The organism is Mucilaginibacter terrae, from assembly GCF_042679325.1.
GTDB lineage: Bacteria > Bacteroidota > Bacteroidia > Sphingobacteriales > Sphingobacteriaceae > Mucilaginibacter > Mucilaginibacter terrae.
Window position 1 is genome coordinate 18,954 of the sequence record NZ_JBHTMJ010000019.1, and the last position, 19,871, is coordinate 38,824.

The window sequence follows — 19,871 nt, forward strand, 5'->3', positions numbered from 1 at the left end:
ATAACAATAACCCCACAAAAATGCTAATAATATTAGTAAAAAATCAAATCTTTTTTTCACATTTGTATTGTGGTATTTAAAAGACATATCGTACATATCGATCTCGATTCTTTCTTTGTTTCGGTTGAGCGCAGGCTTAACCCCGAACTGATAGGCAAGCCGGTGATCATCGGTGGTTCTAAGGATAGGGGTGTGGTAGCTTCATGCAGTTATGAGGCCCGGCAGTACGGTATTCATTCGGCCATGCCCAGCAGGCAGGCTTATAAACTGTGCCCACATGCCATATTTTTGCATGGCAGCCATGGCCGGTATTCCGAAGCATCGCGCGAGGTAACGCACATCATTCATAACTCGGTGCCGCTGTACCAGAAAACTTCGGTTGATGAATTTTATATAGACCTTACGGGTATGGACCGCTTTTACGATCCTTACCAGTTGGCTACCGACCTGCGCCAAAAAGTAATACGCGATACCGGTTTGCCTATATCATTCGGGATGGCATCGTGCAAAACCGTAGCTAAAATGGCTACCAACCAGGCTAAGCCCAACGGACAACTACGTATTGATCACGGATGCGAAAAGGAATTTATGGCACCGCTGGATATTTGCAAAATACCTATGCTTGGCGAAAAAACCTGCGAAAAGCTATACGCTTACGGCATTGAAAAAATTGGTGACCTGCAAAGGGCGAACCCGATCTTTTTACAAAGCGTATTTGGTAAAGCAGGCAAGTATATATGGGATAAGGCCAACGGTATTGATGACAGCGAGATTGTTCCGCATAGCGAGCGTAAATCCATTTCTACCGAGCATACCTTTCATGAAGATACGGCCGACCGCAAGCAACTGGAAACCATCCTCGTATCCATGACCGAAGAACTGGCTTTTAAACTCCGCAGCGAAAACAAACTGGCATCGTGTTTAGCTATAAAAGTACGTTACGCAAATTTTGAGACACATACTTTGCAGGAGAAGATAGCCTTAACATCAGCAGAGCATATTTTAATACCCGGTATAAAAAATTTGCTTAAACGCGCCTGGAACCAGCACCGGCCCATACGGTTAATAGGCGTAAAACTAAGCCAGCTTTGCACGGGCAGCTACCAGATCAACTTGTTTGAAGATAATGAAGAGCAGATTAAGCTATACAAGGCTATGGATAACATAAACTTTAAATACGGCAACAAAACCGTTTGCAGGGCGGCAGGTATGGAAATTGGACAAAGAAATTTTAACCCGTTTCATTCGGGTTAGATACAAGAGACAAGAAACAAGAGCCAGGATATGCTTGTTTTTATGAAATACTTGATTCTATGCTCTTCCTTAAACCCTTTTAGTTGGTAGGAGGGAACGCTTCCAATAAACTTTTCACCACGCCATCCATTTCCTTGTTTTCAATCCAGCGTACTACCATAACCACATCGTGTTCCGGGTCGCAATAGATCATGTTGGTACCGTTGCCAATGTGTACCCAGGCACTGGCCGGTGCCGAGGGCAGCAGCTTTTTGTCGGTGTTTAAAAACCAGTTCATATAACCGTAACCGGTATTGGCCGTGGTAGGGGTAAGGGCTTGTTTAACCCATTGCTCACTAATCAACTGCTTGCCATTCCAGTTGCCCTTGCGTAGGGTGAGCAGTCCAAAACGTGCCATATCGAACGAATTAATGAACATGCCGCCACCCCAATGCCCGCCACCGCTTACCGATTGCACGGGCTGACCATCCATAATGATCCATGAACTCCTGTAACCCGTCCACCTCCAGGTGGTGGAAGCACCGATAGGATCCATAATGGTTTCTTTTAATACTTGCGGCAAAGCTTTGCGCCAAACCGATGTGGCCGCCAGCGCCAGCGCGTTTACTCTCACATCGTTATATTTATATACCGCGCCCGGCTCATTACGTTTACGGGTTTTATATTGTTCAATATCCCCTTGCGGACGGTCGGCCCAATCGGGTTTTCCCCAAAGCGTACCTTCCCAATCGCTGGTTTGGCGCAGCATAACCTCCCAGGTTAACCGCCGGTTATGTGCCGATGCGAAGGGATAAATGAGATTGCCTTGTGCGGCTTCATACCCGGTAGTATTAATAGCTATGTTATATGGCTCCACAAATGGTACATAGTTGGCAACCGTGTCGGCAGTGCTGCGAATGAGTCCCCGGTCAACAGCTACACCCACCAATGTGGACAGGAAACTTTTGGTCACGCTGTTTACAATATCAACACGGTTAGGCTCGCCCCATTGCGCTACCAGGTATCCTTTGTATATAATTAATCCCGATGCGCCGCCACGCTCGGTTAAAGGCCCTACCGCCTCGCTGAACGGCTCCCTGCCAAAACTTTGAAATTGCGACAATTCTCCATTGCGCGATGACCTAGCTTCATGCGCCCGGGCAAAACTGATGGTTTGCTCAATAGCCTGCGCGTTTAAGCCCAGTTGTGCAGGCGTTTGAGTTTGCCAGGCACCCGCAGGTGGAAAGTATGCTATAGTTTTAGTCTTTTTTTGGCTGTAAGTGGCGAAGCCTATGAAAATTAACGTAACGAGGACAAGGTGTTTTTTCATTCGGTTAAGATAAGCAGGAAAGGGAAGAAGTTGAAAGGTGTATTTAAAATAACAGTGATCACCAAGAGTGATAAAGAGAAGTCTTGCTGCTGATCAGAAGTTACGTAACAACTTACCTGGCAGACCAATCCTTATCATTCCGTGAATAACGATTACCCAATTATCTCAGTTATATTCCGGCGAAGCTTAAATCAGCTACGCCTTTTACATCGGTTGACATTTCGCCCAGCCAACCCGCGTTAAAAGGGATCCCTGTTTGAATTTTTATAAAATCAATCCCTTTAAGTGCTGCCTTATTTCCCTTTTCATCTGCAGCGTTGGCTATATCCAATTTATCGCCGCCCGGTGTATTATCAGCATAGCCTGATGTGAACGGGGTGCTGGTAATAAACGTTGGGTTACTGCTGTTAATGTTGGTTGAGGGCAGCAAGGTACCGGTTAGCGTATAGCTATCGGCAGTAATCCACTCCGGGTAATAAGCCTGTGTATGGTACATATTAGTTTTTACCACGCCCGAATTGCCTTTACTGTCCGTCCAGGAAACGTTGCTTATGGATGTAACAGGACGTATATAGGTAATGGAGTAATTATTAGTGTACCCGGTTTGGTTTTGAGCGCTGCCGCTCAGTTCATACCATATATCATCGGGCTGGCCGTTGTTGTTTTTATCTTGCATAACCCAAACTACGCCCGGTTCGGCAAAGGTTACCGATGAGTTATTATAGATTATCAAATCATCCTTACCGGCTCGGTTGAGCACCGTATGATCGAAACCCAAAACAATGCTGCCGCCAAAAAAGCCCAAACTCACCAAGCCGTCTTTTCCTTTAAGAATGCCTTTTGCAGCATCCATACTGCCCGATGGGGTGTTAATGAACTGCCCTGGTGCAGGAGTATAACTCAATAGCTGGGTTACATAGGCGCTGCTATGCGGGGTAAAGGGCCTGATGGAGGCTTCCTTCTCAACATTCGGTTCATCGGGACTGTCTTTTTTACAGGCGTTTAAAACAAGCAAACTTATAAAAAGCGCGGGTATCAGCAGTTTGCTTAAATAATTACGGTGATGTATCATGAAGTGCTATTGCTTTTTGTAGTTGTAAATAAATACCGCGTGCTGGGGGTTTTGGCCGGTTTCAAACTCAAATTTCTTTTTGCCGTTGGTACCGAAACAGTAAGCTTTACCGGTAGTGCTGGTATAGCTTAGGGCATCGGCTACATAAACCTCCTTACTAAAAGGATCGATAGTAAGGCCGTAAAGTATGCCAATGGTAGCGTTATCGGTTACAAGGCTGTTTCCCAAAGTACCGTTACTTACGTTGAGGGGTTTAATAATGGATGAAAATGTAGCCGCATCGGTGACCGACATGTATGCTGCAGAACCCGTTATGCTTATCGAACTGTTGTAATCTACACCTGCAACAGGGGTTGCGGTTACTTTTGCATCGGTAACACTGTTAATACGATCTAAATTGCCGGCAATGTTACTGTAGTTGCCATAACTTATTACATAAATATCGCCATTGGTAGCCGCGGCTACTTTAACAGGATTAATGGTCACCGTAATATCTTTGGTTTTGGCAAATGTGGCCAGGTCTACAACCGATACCGTATTTTTACCTGTGAAGGTATAATCAGACTGGGCCACATATAATTTACCATTGGCTACGGCAAGGCCTTCCTGGTATGTAGCCAGTTTAACTTCGCCATCTATAGCTAAAGAGGCGGTATCAATACGCCTAATGCTGCCATCGTAACAAGATACGTATGCTTTATTTTGATAAAAGGTAACCGAACGCGGAAAGTATGCATCGTTGGCTGAGTTAAAAGATATGCGTTTAAGAGTTTTACCGGTAAATACGTTCATCACATCGACAAATGATTGCCCTTTGGTTTTGCCGCTAACCACGCAGTACATTTTGCTGCCGTGACGTTGCAGGTCGGTGGCGTTTTCGCCAAGATCGGTACCGTTCACTTTTTTATAATAGTTCCTTTGCGTTACGCCCGATTTGATGTCGTAATAAGTGATTTCGCTGTTGCCCGAACCAAAACTGCCTTCGCTAAGCATGTACACACCTGCGGTACTTTCTATTTCGGGGTCTATTGCCTCTATCTCGTCATTGTCTTTTTTACACGAGCTAAAAAGCAACAGGCAGCTTGCAAATACAAGCAGGGTAGTTTTACTGGAGCAACGTAGTGTTGTTTTCATGTTTTTGTTGATGGTATATATGTTAATAAATAAATGCGAAATGGGCCGGAATATCGCCGGTGGTTACGCTCCACTTACGGGAGCCGTTGGGGTTAATGCAGTATAAAGTGCCCGGACTTACGTAGTCTTTGGCATCGGTCACCAATACTTCTTTGGTAAGCGGGTTAACCGCCATTCCGTACGGAATTAAGATTTGGTTCTGCGAGCCGTCGGTTATAAACTGCTGGATAAGCAGGGTTTCCTCTTTAATATTAATAAGGTTGTAGGCGTATTTTTGACTGGTTCCTGAGCCTGTACTTATCACGTAAGCCAGGTCATCATCAATGCAAAAGTTTTGAGCCTGCAGGTCAAATACCTTTTTTACCCGGTCGGTTTGGGTATCTATCACATAAAGTTTTGGCGCAACGGTTAAATAATCACCCTGTGAATTCACGTACAAATCGCCATAGCGGTCGGCCTTTACATGTTGCAGGTTAATGGCTACATCAATGCGCTTGGTTTCGTTAAACGAAATCAAATCAACTACCGACAAGGTGCGCTCATAATTGGGCGGACTATACCCACCCGAATTAGCCACATAAAGTTTGTTACCCACTACGGCCATTTCCTCGGGCTGGCGGCCAACGGTTACACGGCGTTCAATGAGCAGAGTAGTGGTATCAATTTCGGCTACAATACCGTTGGGTGCGTTCGGATCGCCCACGCTACTCAAGTAAGCGCTGGCATAGGCTTTATTGTTATTAAAGGTAATATACCGGCAGTTCACCAGGTTAATTTGGGTAATACGCTTGCCCGTTTTGGCATTAAGAACCTCTATTTTATTAGAATTGTTGAGCACTACATATAGTTTGGAACCGTACACGGCCATATCGTTGCCCACATCGCCCAGCCCCCTGGTAACTTCGGGGTTAGCCTGGTTATAGGTGTTGCGGCGATACAGGCCTGTGGTATAATCCACATAATCTAACGAGGCCTTGTTCATGTTCAAGTTGCCCTCGTTAAGTATATAAACGCCTTTAATTAAGCTCGAAGGGTTAGCTGGAAAAAGTGTTTCCACATCCTCGGCAATGGGTTTAGGGTCTTTGCGGCAAGAGGTGATCAGCAAGCAAATGATGCCTAAAGCAAACCATTGAAATATATAGCGACTTTGTTTATTCATAATTTAGTAATTGAAGCTGATTTTAAAGCGGTAAAAGCGGCCGGGCATAGGAAAGTTGGTAATCACATCGTAATATTGGTTAAATAGGTTATTTACATCCATCCCTAATTTTAACTGGTGCCTGTAATAAGCAATTTGCCATATAACCGATGCATCGTGCGTGTACCAGGGTTCTACATAATTAGCCGGTATGCTTACTTTTTGATTGTAGCGCTCACCTGTATAAATAAAGCTGTAGTTAATACTCACTTGTTTCCAAAGTACACCCGCCAGTACAGAGCCGCTGTTTTTAGGTGCGTAGGGAATTTGCTGGTTAAAGGCACTACCTGTAGTAACATTGTATGCTTGCTGATAGGTGTAGCTTATTCCGCTATTTAAGAACATACCGGGGCTTAATTGCCAGCCGGTTTGAATATTAGTTTCAAATCCTTTAATGCTGACACGGCTAATGTTTTCCATGGTCCAGCGGCGCAGGTTTTGTCCCGGAACAGCTATGATTTTGTCATCAACCTGATTGTAATAAACATCGGTTTGAATACTGATCTGCTTTAATACTTTACCGGGATTCAGCATTTGATAGGTAAAGCCAGCATCGTACTGCCGGCTATATTCGGGGCGAAGGTTGGCCGTGCCTACATAGGTGTAATACAATTCGTTAAATGTGGGCAAACGGTATATACCTTTATAAAATCCGCGTAACCTAAACGCTGTATTATTAAATGGCTGCCACGAGGCCATTACTGCCGGGGTGTACTTAGTCCGGTTTGGAGCAGGTTTAAATAGCTGGGTGCTTTCAGTAGCAAAGGTACCCAGCAGGTTGGCCTGTATATTTAACCTTTCCCACTTTAACTGTGTGGCTAAAGCCGAAAGTAAGGTGTTACGGGTAGGATAGGTAAATCGGTAGATATCACTTTGCATCGCATTCCGAACATAATCTACCGATGCAGCTATGTTCCAAAACGAGCTAATGGTAAATTGGTTAACTATGGATGCATAAACTTCTTGTTGATGGTAACGGCTATCTGAAAAACCGTTGGTGGTTACTATTTCAGGATCAACATACCGCATGTAATCGTTAGCATATTTGGCATGGGCCATCAGGCTGTAAAACTTCCCCTGCTTTGCGTAACCCCACTGTATGAATACGTTGCGGTCCCATTCGCGCTGGTTATAATCAAATTTATTGGCTACAATAGCACCGGGTAATCCCCGTTCCGAATTGTACAGGTAAGCCTTAACCCACCAGGTACTGCTATCGCGTAATTGGCCGTTTATACCGGCTTCTAAACGTAAGGCATTTATGTCGCCATTGTTACGGTTGGCAGTGGTATCATAAAAACCGTTGGTGTAACGAAACCGGTATTGCCCGTTAGAACGTGTATATTCAGTATTAACGGTGCTGTATGTATGGGTACTGATCTGGTGGTTCCATAACACCGAAGGGTTGATTAAGCTCATTGACCCGGCACGGAAAGCGGCTTTAAACTGGTTAGTGATGCCCGGCATAAATACAGGGCGTTTTGCCGTCAGGTAAACCGAACTACCCGCAGCCAAACCACGTGCCGGTTGAAAGATGGTACTCTTTTGTGCATTGTAAAGTTCTATCGCACCTATATTATCCAGCGAAAACTTACCGAGGTCGACTTGTCCGTTTTGAGCGTTGCCTAATTGTACGCCATCATAAAATACGGCTACCTGGCTGCTGCCTAAGCTACGCACATCAACCGTTTTTAACCCGCCTGTGCCGCCGTAATCCTTTAACTGTGCGCCCGAAAGATAACGGATGGCATCGGCCACCGATAGGTTGTTCAACCGCTCTAAAGCCGCTCCTTTTAAAACCTGAGCCGGTGTAGGCGAGGAGGCAGGCAACGTATTAAAGCCCGACCATATTTGTACCTGCTGTAACCGGTGAATTTTAGCTGTATCGGTTACCGGTTTTACCTGTGCTTCAAGATCAAAGCGGTGGCTTGCCGTTATAGCCAGCAAGGCTACAGCAAATTTAAATTTTACAGAAAAGCCAGCACGCCAAAGCGCGTTAACCCCAGGTAATTTCATGTGTGTTGTGAGTTAATACCCCACAGCAAACCGAAAATTGTACACTACAAATGAATAACACGAAAAGTATCTCCATCCAGCTTCAATCCGCGAAAGCTATGAATTGTAAATGCTCGAGGCAGGTATTCTGACTTGTTCCCCTTGGTCCGTCTTCCCATGTGTCTTGCGGCACACAGTGACTAAGAATGGACTTTGGTTTAAATAGAACTTACAGCTGCGGGACAGTTATGGATTTACACCATATTCCCTTTTAATTCCGTAGGGCGATGCCACGGAAACCAAAAGCATGGCAAATGTAACGATTGGCCAGGAGAAAGAGAGCGTAAATTTGTAAATGCTGAATTTTAAGCTTGTATTAAATATTGAATATGTCACAAGAATTCTCGCATTTTCGTTAACTGAAAGTTAGAAAGATTATTTTGAATAATTGAAAATAAATAAAATAATTATTTAAAAAATTAACTGGGAGTTTGTAACAAAATCTGTTACATTGCGTACCACGGATTATACCCTAATATAATTTAACTGTATATGCAAAGACTTTTATTATTTGTATTGCTTCTGATTTTTGCCGGCTGTAAAAAGGAAGAAGTTACCGTTTCTGTAAATGAAACTGCGCCCTATATTGAAAACAAGATGGTTGCTACAACAGCCATCAGCAGCACTGCAACAGTACCTTTAGGTTTGCCAAAACGCATGGCTTTTGGTATTGAAGGGGATGTATCACAGAAAGCAAGCTTCATTCCCGAAGCTGATTATGTTTATGTTTATTTAGCCGGGGATATATTTTCTAACGGATGGACTACATGGAACTGGCCGAGCGGCCAGTATGCCCGTAACTTCTTAGCCGAAATTGGCAAAATGGGTAAGATCCCGGTTTTTACCTATTATAATATTGTTCCGGCCCGAAACCGTTTTCAGGAGCCCGCCACTATTAATTTAAATGATGCGGGATTGATGAATAAGTATTTTGACGACTTTAAATTTTTGCTTCAGATATGCAAAAGCTATGGTAAAACTGTGGTTATACATTACGAGCCTGATTTGTTTGGTTATATGCAGATGTATAAAGATGATCCTGCCAAAAGAAGTATCAAAGTAAGTCAAAGTAACCACCCCGATGTGCAGGGATTTAGCAACGATGCTAAAGGTTTAGCACAAGCCATTGTTAGTTTGCGTAATAAATATGCGCCCAATGTATTGCTGGGATGGCATGCATCGCAATGGTCAACAGGGGTTGATGTAATAGGCAATAAATATAACCCCGAAACTCATGCCGGGCAAACTGCAAATTACTACAAATCGTTAAATGCTAATTTCGACTTGCTGTTTTCTGAATTTTCTGATCGGGATGCCGGTTTATATCAATTAGTGTACGGACGACTAAACTCTTGGTGGTCAATGGAACCTAAAGCAGATAATGATTATTTAAGCGATTATGATCGTTTTCAGCGCTATTTAAAAAAGCTGAACCAGGATATTGGCAAGAAAATTATATTATGGCAAATACAAATGGGAAACACTATAACCGCAAGTTGTAACAGTACCCCGGGCCATTATAAAGATAACCGGGTACAGTACTTTTTACAGCCGGTTATGCAAAATGGAAACAAAACAAAAATAGCTCAGTATGCCGAAGCAGGGGTCATCGCTTTCCTGTTTGGCTGGGGATCTAATGATTGCACCACCTACCTGGATCTTAAACGTGATGGGGTAACTGCACCAAACGAACCTGCGGATGATGATGGTGGTTACCTGCGAAAGGGTATTAAAGCATATTATCAAAGAGGGGTCATTCCACTGTAGATGTGGCCATATTATTAAAGTGGGCGTGCTATGCTCAATGTGGTTAAGTTAAGGGATTGATGTTTTTTAATATTCAACCACTGAATGCCCAATATTGAATGATGAAGGGGAAAATTCGGTATTGGACATTCGAAATTCATTATTCGATATTATTTGCAATGCTGTTTACCCTAACTTAATGACATTGCGTGCTACGCTCCCGCAATGTCAATTGTAAATACGCAGAGTAACTTACTTCTTAACTCAATCAACCATAATTTAAACTATTGGCAAATGTATTTCAGCTATCATGCAACGGGCGCTGCCACCGCCAATGGTTTCAATGGTGCTCAGATTGGCCGATATTATTTGCGAATATTGCTTTAAGCTTTGAACCTGTTTGACTGTTAATGATTGATGAGCGCTTCGCGACATGATGAGCAGGCTTTGACCATCCTTGTTTTGTACTTCCAACATATTGCCGGCAAAGTTGTTCATCTGCTCAAGTGTTATGGCTATAATTTCCTTGTTTGTATTTGTAAGCGATGTTTTAATAATTTCTTTTTCAACAGTGTGCTGTATGCTATCTAAACAGATCACCGCAAACCGGCTGCCTAAGCACATCATTACATTAGTATGGTAAATAGTTTTCTGCTTTGCATCGGTAGCGTTAAAAGAAATGGCCTTATAGTTTAGGCGCCGGCAAAAGGCATCCAGCACTTCGGCATCCGTACGGGGCGATAGGCAGGCATAGGCAATCTTATTTTCGCGGTCGAGCACCATGCTTCCGGTACCTTCTAAAAATTTGTTATGCGCTTCAAAACTGCTCAGGTCAATAACATGATTCATCTTAAACCTTTCCCTCAACCGGCTAATAATTTCTTCATTACGTTCCCAGCGACGGTTTGGGGCTTGCATAGGATATATGATAACATCACCGTTGTTATGGAATGATACCCAGTTATTCGGAAAAATGGCATCGGGCTTTTTGGGATCTTCCGTATCTTGAATAACGGTAATGTCAACACCATAACTTTGTAATAATTCAACAAAAGTGTCAAACTCCAGTAAGGCCTTCTGTTGTACTTTTTGTAGGTATGCACCTTTTTGCTGGAAGGCATTGCTTTCGGCAGTTTGCTCATTAAAGCCAAAACTGGCCGGGCGTATCATTAACAAATGGGAGGTAACCTGGGTCATTGCGTTGCGTTTAAATACCGGTGTTAATGCCTTAGTATTTCCTGGTATTTCAGCTGTTTCAATGTTCAATTCAACAAATATTTAAAAATGAGGAATAATGAACTTTGATGAAGAAATATCTAATTAATTCATAAAAAATCTCTGCTGATTAACGAATTTTTTCAACTTTCTCATTTCAAATATCATCTCTAAACAGAGGCAAACTCATGCAATGAAAACCACCCCGTGCCCTCGAAAGTTCTGATGAGGGCATTAGGATCAGTGTATCCTCCATAGTTGCGGGTATTATTTCATCGTTCTCAAATTGTTGTAACAGATCGGTAACTTTTACTACGCTGAAACCGTTTTGTTTGAAAGCTTCTATGGTTTTATCGTTACGGTCATATCCTAAAACAACCCCTTCTTTAATGGCCAGCAGGTTGCAGGAGTCTGTCCACTGCTCTCGCGCATCAAAAGGGAAGGTGTTATTGCCAGAATAGATAAACTGTATTTGCTCGGTGCTATGCAGGTCATTAGTACTAATGTCAGTTAAGAGTGCTTCAATGCTATCGAACGTGCGGGGCTTATTTTCCCCTGCTGTAAATTGTACAATTTCGGTCCGGTCTTTTAGTTTCTTTTCGCTGAACCAGCTTGCAGGATTGTCTTCTGTTTTGGCTTGATCGGCTTTGGCCAATGAGCCTAATATCACCCAAACATTGCGTTTAACCTGGGTAAAAACCGTATCAATATGCATATAATCGCGCTTATGTGGTATTTTAAGCATCGTAACTTTTTGTACTACCTTGTTTTCAAACAATAATTTAACGGCCTCGTGGGCACCACTTAGGGAGGTACGTTCGCTACAACCTATAATAACATGGTTGGCACTAACTACCATTACATCGCCACCTTCTAAAGTGGTCTTCTCCTCCTGGTCTTTACCCGGGCGTAAGAAATGCTGGATACTTTCGGTGATCTCGAGTATGTGATGTTGATAGTTAGCAAACATCGGGTGATTGAATAATATATATCTTGCCAATAACGTTTCGCGTGAACGGGCTTTTTTAGCCGGTTTGTTCAGTAAAAAGTAGTTGTTAATGGTTATGCCAATATCTCTGGAGAATATCAGGTTTGGAATTGGAGAAAATATCATCTCGTCCTTATTAAGCGAACCCGAAATAAAAATCTTGGCCAGCTCAATTGGCGGCGTATTGTTCAACTGTTGTTGTAAACGGTAATTGCAGCTTTCTATGGCACAAACCGATGCCGTTAGTTTTTCGCGGATACCTTTATCTTCCAGTATTTCGGCCAGGAGGCTTTGTATCTCAATTACCTTATTAGAGGCATAAAAATCAGTATGATCGGGTTTGTAGAAATTACGTTCGGCCTGGGGCTCATCAATTTGATGTAGTTTACCTTTAATTTTACCTGGATCTAAAAAATAAAGCAGTAGTTTAATGTAATAATCATACTCGTTTTTGCGCATAGTATCTAAATGCACAATGTCTTCAAAAAGCCAGTCTTGAGCTTTGGAGGGCACTACCTTTCCTAAACCACTATCAGGACTATGGATCAGTAATGTACGAAGAGTGCCAATTTCAGAGTTAACGTTAAGTTTTATTGATTTAGCAGGTGATGTCATAAATAGGATAGAAGCAAACAAAGTTATTCATTATTAATCAAATTATTTAAAGCCGCAGGTTAAGTCATTTTATTTAATTTTGCCGAATGGATTTTATTATCGACGCTACCATAAAAGCTGTTCAGCAACTATATAATACCACCATTACCGCAAATGATATTAACCTGCAACAAACCCGTAAGGAGTTTGAAGGTCAGGTAACGATTGTTACTTTTTCGTTCACTAAGTTTTCCCGCAAATCGCCCGAACAAACCGGGCAAGATGTGGGGGAGTACTTACTTGCAAATATCGACGAGGTATCAGATTTTAATATTATTAAAGGGTTTTTGAATATTTCTATTGCTAACAGCTATTGGTTGTACATCTACAACAATACCATCAGCAAAGAAAGTTTTGGTATTGCCCAGCCTAATGGCAAAAAGGTGATGGTGGAATATTCGTCGCCTAACACTAATAAGCCCTTGCACTTAGGCCATGTGCGTAATAATTTACTGGGCTATTCGGTAGCTGCTATTTTGGAGGCAGCCGGTTATGAAGTAGTGAAAGCCAACTTAGTTAACGACCGTGGTATTCACATCTGCAAATCGATGCTGGCCTGGCAAATGTTTGGGGAGGGCGAAACGCCGCAATCGGCCGGCTTAAAGGGCGACCATTTGGTAGGGAAGTACTATGTAATATTTGATAAAGAGTACAAAAGGCAGATAGAAGACCTGAAAGCGGTTGGGAAAACCGAAGAGGAAGCTAAAAAATCTGCACCACTTATTATTCAAGCCCAGCAAATGCTGCAAAAATGGGAAGCCGGTGATGAAGCAGTGATTAGCTTATGGAAAACCATGAATACCTGGGTGTACGATGGCTTTGCCAAGACCTATAAAAAACTGGGTGTTGATTTTGACCAGTACTACTACGAATCTAACACCTATTTATTAGGTAAAGATATTATTGAAGAAGGCCTGACTAAAGGTATTTTCTTTAAAAAGGAAGATGGCTCAGTGTGGATAGATTTGACTGAAGAGGGCCTGGATCAGAAATTAGTATTACGTGCCGATGGTACGTCGGTTTACATTACCCAGGATTTAGGTACAGCCCAGCTGAAGTACAATGACTTTGGTATGGATGAATCTATTTATGTGGTAGGCAATGAGCAGGATTATCACTTTAAGGTACTATTCCTCATCCTGCAAAAGCTGGGGAAGAACTGGGCTAAGGGCCTGTATCATTTATCATACGGTATGGTCGATCTGCCATCGGGTAAAATGAAATCGCGCGAGGGTACGGTGGTTGATGCCGATGACCTGATAGCAGAAATGGAAGCTACCGCTAAAGAGCAAACCGAAGCATTAGGTAAAACTGAGGGTTATAGCGATGAGGATAAACAACACCTATATTATATGATAGGTATGGGTGCCCTAAAATATTTCCTGTTGAAGGTAGACCCCAAAAAACGTTTACTGTTTGACCCTAATGAGTCTGTAGATTTTCAAGGGCACACCGGGCCATTTATACAATATACACATGCACGTATTAAATCGGTATTAAGCAGGGCGGGCGATATAACGCAAACAAATTTAACAAGCGAATTGGATCCATTGGAGCGGGACCTGATTATTACTTTAAGCCAATACCCCGAAACCATTGAAATAGCAGCTAAAGAATTTAATCCGGCTGCAATTGCCAACTATATTTACGATTTAGCAAAGATTTATAACAAATTTTACCACGAAAAATCAATTCTTCAGGCCGAAAGTAGTAGTTTAAAAAACTTTAGGTTAAAAATTTCTTCTACAACGGCTAAAATTATAGCCCATGGAATGAAATTATTGGGAATAAATGTGCCTGAGAGAATGTAATGCTCAATTAATTTGCTTTATGGTATTTAATTGAATGCTTTTCATCATCATATAAAATTTATTATATTTTCTTAATTAAAAGGGGATAATTTTGCACGGCACTTATAATTGTTGTTTGCATAAATGCTCATATTTCCACATTTGTAATATATTCAGAAAAAAAAGATGTTTTTTTCTGAATATATTAGCTTTAGTTAATAGTTTTCTATAATTTCAGCACTGAAAACTATTTTTTTAACTCAAAACTATTAACAAATGAAGAAAATTTTACTTATTCTTCTGGCGATGAGTATATGCGTGTTCGACAGCGCCTATGCACAAAGCAGGAAAATTACAGGTAATGTGACCAGTGCAGATGATGGTCAGCCTTTACCGGGGGTATCTGTAAAGGTATTAGGCAGTACAACAGGAACGCAAACAAATGCTGATGGCAGTTTCTCCATTAATTTGCCTTCAGACGCAAGATCATTACAATTTGTTTATTTGGGTTATGCATCTCAAACCGTTAGTTTAAATTCGGGTAATGTGTATAATATTAAACTCGTATCCGATAATCGTGCTTTAAGTGAAGTTGTTGTAACTGGTTACGGCGTACAAAGAAAAATTGAAGTTGCCGGTTCAGTAGCTACAATTAAAGGCTCTGATTTTCAAAATCAACCTATTACCAGTGTTGCGCAAGCTTTACAGGGTAGGGCTGCGGGTGTTGCAGTACAATCAAACAATGGTATTCCTGGTGGTTCAATTAGCGTAATTATACGGGGTATTGGCTCTGTTAATGCTGGTAGTACGCCATTGTATATAGTTGATGGTGTACAACTAAACACTACTAACGTTGCATCGTTTACACAGTCAAATCCTTTGGCATCTATTAACACGAACGATATAGAATCTATAAACGTTCTGAAAGATGCTGCTACAGCTTCTCAATACGGTGCACAAGCAGCAAATGGTGTTGTAATTGTAACAACCAAAAAAGGTAAGGCGGGTAAAACATTATTTAACCTTAACTATTACACCGGGCGTTCATCAATTATAAAGAAGTTTGATGTATTAAATGCGCAGCAGTATTTCCAAATGCGTAAAGAAGCTTTGACTAACGCAAATCCAACAGCAACAGCAACAGCTGTATTAAATTCTCAAATATCTGAAATGGGTTTGCCGACTACAACAACTGAAGCACAAATTGCAGATTTAGCAACTACAGATTGGCAGGATGCAGCTTACAGGAGAGGTATAGTAAGTAATTATGAACTGTCAGCCCGCGGTGGTAGCGAAAAAACCACTTTCTTTATTTCTGGCTCATACAATATTCAAAATGCAGTTATAACTAAAGCAGATTTTAAAAGAGGTACTTTTAGAATAAATTTGAACCATCAGGCAAATGATAAGTTGTCTTTTGAAACAAATATAAATTTATCAACATTTGATCAGAAACTGCCTTTTGCAACTGATGGTTCTACTTTAGGTAATCCTGCATTTTCGTCATCACTTATTTTACCATCAACCCCAATATACAATGCTAACGGCACTTATTATGGTTTGCCAGGATCGGGGCAAGTAGTTGGAACTGTTTTAAACCAAAATATTATTGCAGTTAATGAATATAATTCGGGTTTTCAGCGTACTAATGCATTAATTGCAGGATTTGCTGCAAACTATAAAATTATACCCAATTTAAACTTCAGGTCATTTTATTCTATGGACTATCGTTTGGTGCAAGGTAAAAGCTATCGCGATCCAAGAACTAACGATGCTTCTGCAAGAAGGGGCTTAGGGCAAGTGCAATCAGATTGGAACACGAATATTTTAACCACACAATCATTAAACTACAGCAAAGTGTTTAATACTAAGCACAAAGTAGATGCCACAGCTTTATTTGAATATAGAAACGATAAACAAAATTCAATAAGTGCATCAGCTGATGGTTTTCCATCTTTTGAATTTACCAATCTAAACTCTGCTGCAAATCCAATAGGTGTTGGTGAATTTACAACAGGTTATAAACGTGTTGGTTTATTATTAAGAGGTAGCTATAATTATGCAGAAAAATATATTATAACTTTGACAGGTCGTCGTGATGGATCGTCCAGGTTCGGAGCTAATAATAAATTTGGTTACTTTGGTGGTGTTTCAGGAGCATGGAACATTAGTCAAGAATCTTTTCTTAAAGATATAAATTGGTTAGACGGACTGAAATTAAGAGCAAGTTACGGGCGTACTGGTAATGATCAAATTGGAAACTTTGATGCATTAGCGCTATATAGCGGTGGCGGTGTTTACAGCGGATTATCTGGTATTGCACCATCTGGATTATCAAATCCAGATTTAGGTTGGGAAACTAATGAAACTATAGAAGCCGGTTTAGATTTTGCTATACTTAAAAATAGGATATTTGGTGGTGTAACAGTTTTTCGTAAAACCACACTTGACTTATTGTTAGATCAACCATTGCAAGCTACTACAGGCTATGGTTCTGTTAGAGCAAACGTTGGTACAATCTACAATCAGGGTGTCGAAATCGAATTTAACACTGTAAACGTTAAAAGTAAAAATTTTACATGGACTTCTAGTTTCAACTTTACAGGAATAAAAAATAAAATCACTAAACTTTATGATGGATTAGAGGTATTACCAAGTGATCCATCATTCAGGATAGGAAATGATATAGGCGCAATATATGCTTATGAATATGCGGGAGTAAATCCAGCTACCGGTCGCCCAATGTGGTATGATGTAAATGGAAATACCACTTATTTGCCACAAGCATCAACAGACAGGAAAGTTATTGGAACTACATTGTTGAAATATTTTGGTGGTTTTAACAACACGATTAATATTTATGGGGTTGACATAAATGCTTTATTTAATTATCAGTATGGTAGGAAGCAATCGGACGGGCAATTGGTATTCTTAATGGAGAATGGTAATAGAGCGCTTAATGCTTTAGATTATTATTACGAAAACAGGTGGACAACACCAGGTCAAATAACAAGTGTACCTAGGCCATACTCTGGCGGTATTGAGCCACAAGGCTCAAATCATGTATTAGGTTCCACCAGAACTTTTTTGAAAACTGATTATATTCGTTTAAAAGAAATTCAAGTAGGATATAATATACCAAAGAAAATTTTAGATAAGGTAAAAGTTCAAACTTTAAGAGTTTACCTGCAAGCTACAAATTTAGCTACCTATTCAGATTTCAGAGGCTACGACCCGGAATTTTTTGGTACCGCTTTAGGTATTATTCCTCAAACAAAAAATTACACATTTGGCGTTCAAATCGGACTTTAATTAAAATAACATGAAATACAATTCATATATAATAAAATGCATTTTTGCAAGTTTACTTGTTGCATCTATTGCATCTTGCACTGATACCATTGATGTTGAACCGAGGCAATCAATTCCGGCGGAAACAGCACTTACAAATGTAGACAACGTTGACGCGGCCATAACATCGGTGTATTCTACATTAAAAAGTACAGCCTTGTATGGTAATCGTTTAATTACTTTACCAGATGCATTGGCAGATAATGGACAGGCTACCAACAAATCTGGTCGTTTGCTAAACGAATCGAGAAATGTAAGGGGGGCTCATTTTTCACACTGGGCTACTTCTTATAACAATATTAACAAAATAAACCAAATTCTTGAAGCAATTCCAGCGCTTACAGGTCCAACTCTTACAGATGCAAGGAAAAACCAATATATAGGTGAACTTAAATGTTTAAGAGCTTTATTAGTATTTGATTTAGTAAGAGCTTATGCTTATATTCCGGGAGCCACTGTTGCGGCTAAAGAATTCGGTGGAGTGCCATTATTATTTAAGGCTACTACAAATATTACGGATGCTTTAGCTTTGAAACCATCACGCGCAACATTAACTGCAACTTATGATGCTATTTATAAGGATTTAGACGATGCCTTGCCTATAATAAATACAACAAGTGCAGTTTCACGTGTGAACAGGACTACTGCTTTAGCTTTGTATTCAAGGGTAGCACTTTACAGAAAAGATTTTGCCAAAGTTATAGCTGTATCAACAGAAGCTATTAACCTTGTAGGAAGCAGACTTTTAAGTCCATCAACTTATATAAATGGATGGAGTACAGGTGTTAATCCAGAATCTATATTTGAGGTAACATTTCAAATAAATTCGGAAAACATTGGTGTTAATGAATCATTACAAACATCATTCACAACGTTGGTGATCCGAGGTAATCGTGCTCAAACAGGTGGATTTGGTGATTTAGTACCAACGAGCACTATGCTTGCTGATTTAGGTATTACGGCAACAGGAAATGGTACTACTGCGGCGGCTATAACTGCACGAAGTGGTGATGTAAGAAATCTTTTGTTTGAACTTGGAACTACAGGTAGAGGTAGTCCATTTGTTGAATGCACTAAATTTTTAGGTAAAAACGGTTCTATAAACTTAGATAATGTTCCCGTATTCCGCGTAGCAGAACTTTATTTGAACAGGGCGGAGGCTTATGCTGAAACCGGAGATGCGGCTTCTGCATTACTAGATGTTAACCGTATAAGAGCAAATAGGGGCTTGGCCGATGTTACTGGCTTAACTGGGCTTCCTCTTATTAATCAGATCTTATTGCAAGATCGAGTAGAATTTGCTTTTGAAGGTCATAGGTTTTTTGATTTAAAAAGAAGGGGTTTAGACATATTAAAACCAGCTACATCTACTACACTTGCATTTACTGATGATGTAATTTTACCTGGTATTCCACAAGCTGATCTTGATGGAAATCCTAATTTGAAACAAAATAATGGATATTAATTCAAAGAAAATGAAAAGAAATTATATATATATACTATTCCTATTAGTTACACTTTTCTCTGCATGTGCCAAAAATGAGGAAATTGTGTTTGCAGGTAGTCAAATAGAATTTGATGCCTCAGTGTATAATGCTAATGCATCTGGTGCAACTTATCCGATAGTTACCCGTGTACCTGGATATGGTAGAACCATTGTAACTACAACCTCGTCAACATTTACTGCTGATCCTCTAATAAATAGGAGTTCAGGAACAATTAAAGTTCGTGTGAATTTTGTTAGTTCACAATCGAGCAATGCGACTACTTTAACATATCGTGTAGTACCTGATGTAACAACTGCTGTAGCCGGTACACATTTTAATACAAGTGGGAGCTTTACAATACCAGCTAACTCGAGTTTCGGAGAAATATCAATTGATATTTTAAATCCGGGCGCAACTACAACAGGGCCAAAAGTTCTTGTGTTAGAACTAATAGGTAATGAAACAATTAAAGTTAGTGAGAATGATAAGCGTTTAGGTTTAAGTATAGCTCAAAATTAGGGTTTAAATTTTTTTGTAAAGGGCTGTATCAAAAATTGAAGTGACCCCCAAAAGTTAGACAAAAACTTTTGGGGTTTATTATTATGTCAAAGCACATAT

At 40.7% G+C, this 19,871-nt stretch carries 13 protein-coding genes and 1 riboswitch; of the genes, 6 read left to right on the top strand and 7 right to left on the bottom strand.

Features of this window, described 5'->3' with window-relative positions; translation table 11 throughout:
• The first annotated feature begins 69 nt into the window (after positions 1-69).
• On the top strand, positions 70-1,254 hold the full coding sequence (gene dinB, locus ACFQ3S_RS19000; RefSeq protein WP_377167507.1) for a DNA polymerase IV: 1,185 nt from the start codon (positions 70-72) through the stop codon (positions 1,252-1,254).
• A gap of 79 nt (positions 1,255-1,333) precedes the next feature.
• Here the strand turns inward: dinB and ACFQ3S_RS19005 are convergent, their stop codons facing one another.
• The 5 genes from ACFQ3S_RS19005 to ACFQ3S_RS19025 all read right to left on the bottom strand — a co-directional run bounded on the left by ACFQ3S_RS19005 (position 1,334) and on the right by ACFQ3S_RS19025 (position 7,983).
• Entirely contained in the window at positions 1,334-2,563 is a 1,230-nt protein-coding gene (locus ACFQ3S_RS19005; protein WP_377167510.1) for a serine hydrolase domain-containing protein, read from the bottom strand.
• Positions 2,564-2,732: 169 nt separating this feature from the next.
• Positions 2,733-3,635 (bottom strand): cell surface protein, encoded by a 903-nt coding sequence (locus ACFQ3S_RS19010; RefSeq protein WP_377167513.1) that lies wholly within the window; start codon positions 3,633-3,635, stop codon positions 2,733-2,735.
• Between the two features lie 6 nt (positions 3,636-3,641).
• Complete coding sequence (locus ACFQ3S_RS19015; RefSeq protein ID WP_377167516.1) at positions 3,642-4,769, bottom strand: YncE family protein; 1,128 nt, start codon at positions 4,767-4,769, stop codon at positions 3,642-3,644.
• Positions 4,770-4,791: 22 nt separating this feature from the next.
• Entirely contained in the window at positions 4,792-5,928 is a 1,137-nt protein-coding gene (locus ACFQ3S_RS19020; protein WP_377167519.1) for a YncE family protein, read from the bottom strand.
• 3 nt (positions 5,929-5,931) lie between these two features.
• Positions 5,932-7,983 (bottom strand): TonB-dependent receptor plug domain-containing protein, encoded by a 2,052-nt coding sequence (locus ACFQ3S_RS19025; protein ID WP_377167522.1) that lies wholly within the window; start codon positions 7,981-7,983, stop codon positions 5,932-5,934.
• A 100-nt stretch (positions 7,984-8,083) separates the two neighbouring features.
• Positions 8,084-8,281: riboswitch (cobalamin riboswitch) on the bottom strand.
• A 233-nt stretch (positions 8,282-8,514) separates the two neighbouring features.
• On the opposite strand from ACFQ3S_RS19025, the gene ACFQ3S_RS19030 reads away from it, so the two are divergent.
• Positions 8,515-9,789, top strand: coding sequence for a hypothetical protein (locus tag ACFQ3S_RS19030; RefSeq protein WP_377167525.1), 1,275 nt, complete (start codon positions 8,515-8,517; stop codon positions 9,787-9,789).
• Between the two features lie 258 nt (positions 9,790-10,047).
• Here ACFQ3S_RS19030 and ctlX read toward each other — a convergent pair whose 3' ends face one another.
• Together ctlX and ACFQ3S_RS19040 are read right to left on the bottom strand one after the other, a co-directional pair.
• On the bottom strand, positions 10,048-11,034 hold the full coding sequence (ctlX, locus tag ACFQ3S_RS19035) for a citrulline utilization hydrolase CtlX (RefSeq protein WP_377167528.1): 987 nt from the start codon (positions 11,032-11,034) through the stop codon (positions 10,048-10,050).
• 106 nt (positions 11,035-11,140) lie between these two features.
• The gene (locus ACFQ3S_RS19040; RefSeq protein WP_377167531.1) at positions 11,141-12,586 is read right to left on the bottom strand and encodes an arginine deiminase family protein; all 1,446 of its coding nucleotides are present in this window, start codon (positions 12,584-12,586) and stop codon (positions 11,141-11,143) included.
• An 86-nt stretch (positions 12,587-12,672) separates the two neighbouring features.
• Here ACFQ3S_RS19040 and argS point away from each other — a divergent pair, with 86 nt between their 5' ends.
• The 4 genes from argS to ACFQ3S_RS19060 all read left to right on the top strand — a co-directional run bounded on the left by argS (position 12,673) and on the right by ACFQ3S_RS19060 (position 19,772).
• The gene (argS, locus tag ACFQ3S_RS19045) at positions 12,673-14,436 is read left to right on the top strand and encodes an arginine--tRNA ligase (RefSeq protein WP_377167534.1); all 1,764 of its coding nucleotides are present in this window, start codon (positions 12,673-12,675) and stop codon (positions 14,434-14,436) included.
• 255 nt (positions 14,437-14,691) lie between these two features.
• Entirely contained in the window at positions 14,692-17,727 is a 3,036-nt protein-coding gene (locus ACFQ3S_RS19050; RefSeq protein ID WP_377167537.1) for a SusC/RagA family TonB-linked outer membrane protein, read from the top strand.
• A 10-nt stretch (positions 17,728-17,737) separates the two neighbouring features.
• The gene (locus ACFQ3S_RS19055) at positions 17,738-19,231 is read left to right on the top strand and encodes a RagB/SusD family nutrient uptake outer membrane protein (RefSeq protein WP_377167540.1); all 1,494 of its coding nucleotides are present in this window, start codon (positions 17,738-17,740) and stop codon (positions 19,229-19,231) included.
• Positions 19,221-19,772 carry a hypothetical protein gene (locus ACFQ3S_RS19060; protein WP_377167543.1) on the top strand — a complete coding sequence of 184 codons (552 nt, stop codon included), beginning with the start codon at positions 19,221-19,223 and terminating at the stop codon, positions 19,770-19,772. The genes ACFQ3S_RS19055 and ACFQ3S_RS19060 overlap by 11 nt, the downstream gene beginning before the upstream one ends.
• Positions 19,773-19,871 lie beyond the last annotated feature (99 nt).

Coding starts and splice junctions, on each gene's coding strand:
- ACFQ3S_RS19005 (WP_377167510.1), bottom strand. CDS start 2,563: ATGAAAAAACACCTTGTCCTCGTTACGTTAATTTTCATAGGCTTCGCC.
- ACFQ3S_RS19010 (WP_377167513.1), bottom strand. CDS start 3,635: ATGATACATCACCGTAATTATTTAAGCAAACTGCTGATACCCGCGCTT.
- ACFQ3S_RS19015 (WP_377167516.1), bottom strand. CDS start 4,769: ATGAAAACAACACTACGTTGCTCCAGTAAAACTACCCTGCTTGTATTT.
- ACFQ3S_RS19020 (WP_377167519.1), bottom strand. CDS start 5,928: ATGAATAAACAAAGTCGCTATATATTTCAATGGTTTGCTTTAGGCATC.
- ACFQ3S_RS19025 (WP_377167522.1), bottom strand. CDS start 7,983: ATGAAATTACCTGGGGTTAACGCGCTTTGGCGTGCTGGCTTTTCTGTA.
- ACFQ3S_RS19030 (WP_377167525.1), top strand. CDS start 8,515: ATGCAAAGACTTTTATTATTTGTATTGCTTCTGATTTTTGCCGGCTGT.
- ACFQ3S_RS19040 (WP_377167531.1), bottom strand. CDS start 12,586: ATGACATCACCTGCTAAATCAATAAAACTTAACGTTAACTCTGAAATT.
- argS (WP_377167534.1), top strand. CDS start 12,673: ATGGATTTTATTATCGACGCTACCATAAAAGCTGTTCAGCAACTATAT.
- ACFQ3S_RS19050 (WP_377167537.1), top strand. CDS start 14,692: ATGAAGAAAATTTTACTTATTCTTCTGGCGATGAGTATATGCGTGTTC.
- ACFQ3S_RS19055 (WP_377167540.1), top strand. CDS start 17,738: ATGAAATACAATTCATATATAATAAAATGCATTTTTGCAAGTTTACTT.
- ACFQ3S_RS19060 (WP_377167543.1), top strand. CDS start 19,221: ATGGATATTAATTCAAAGAAAATGAAAAGAAATTATATATATATACTA.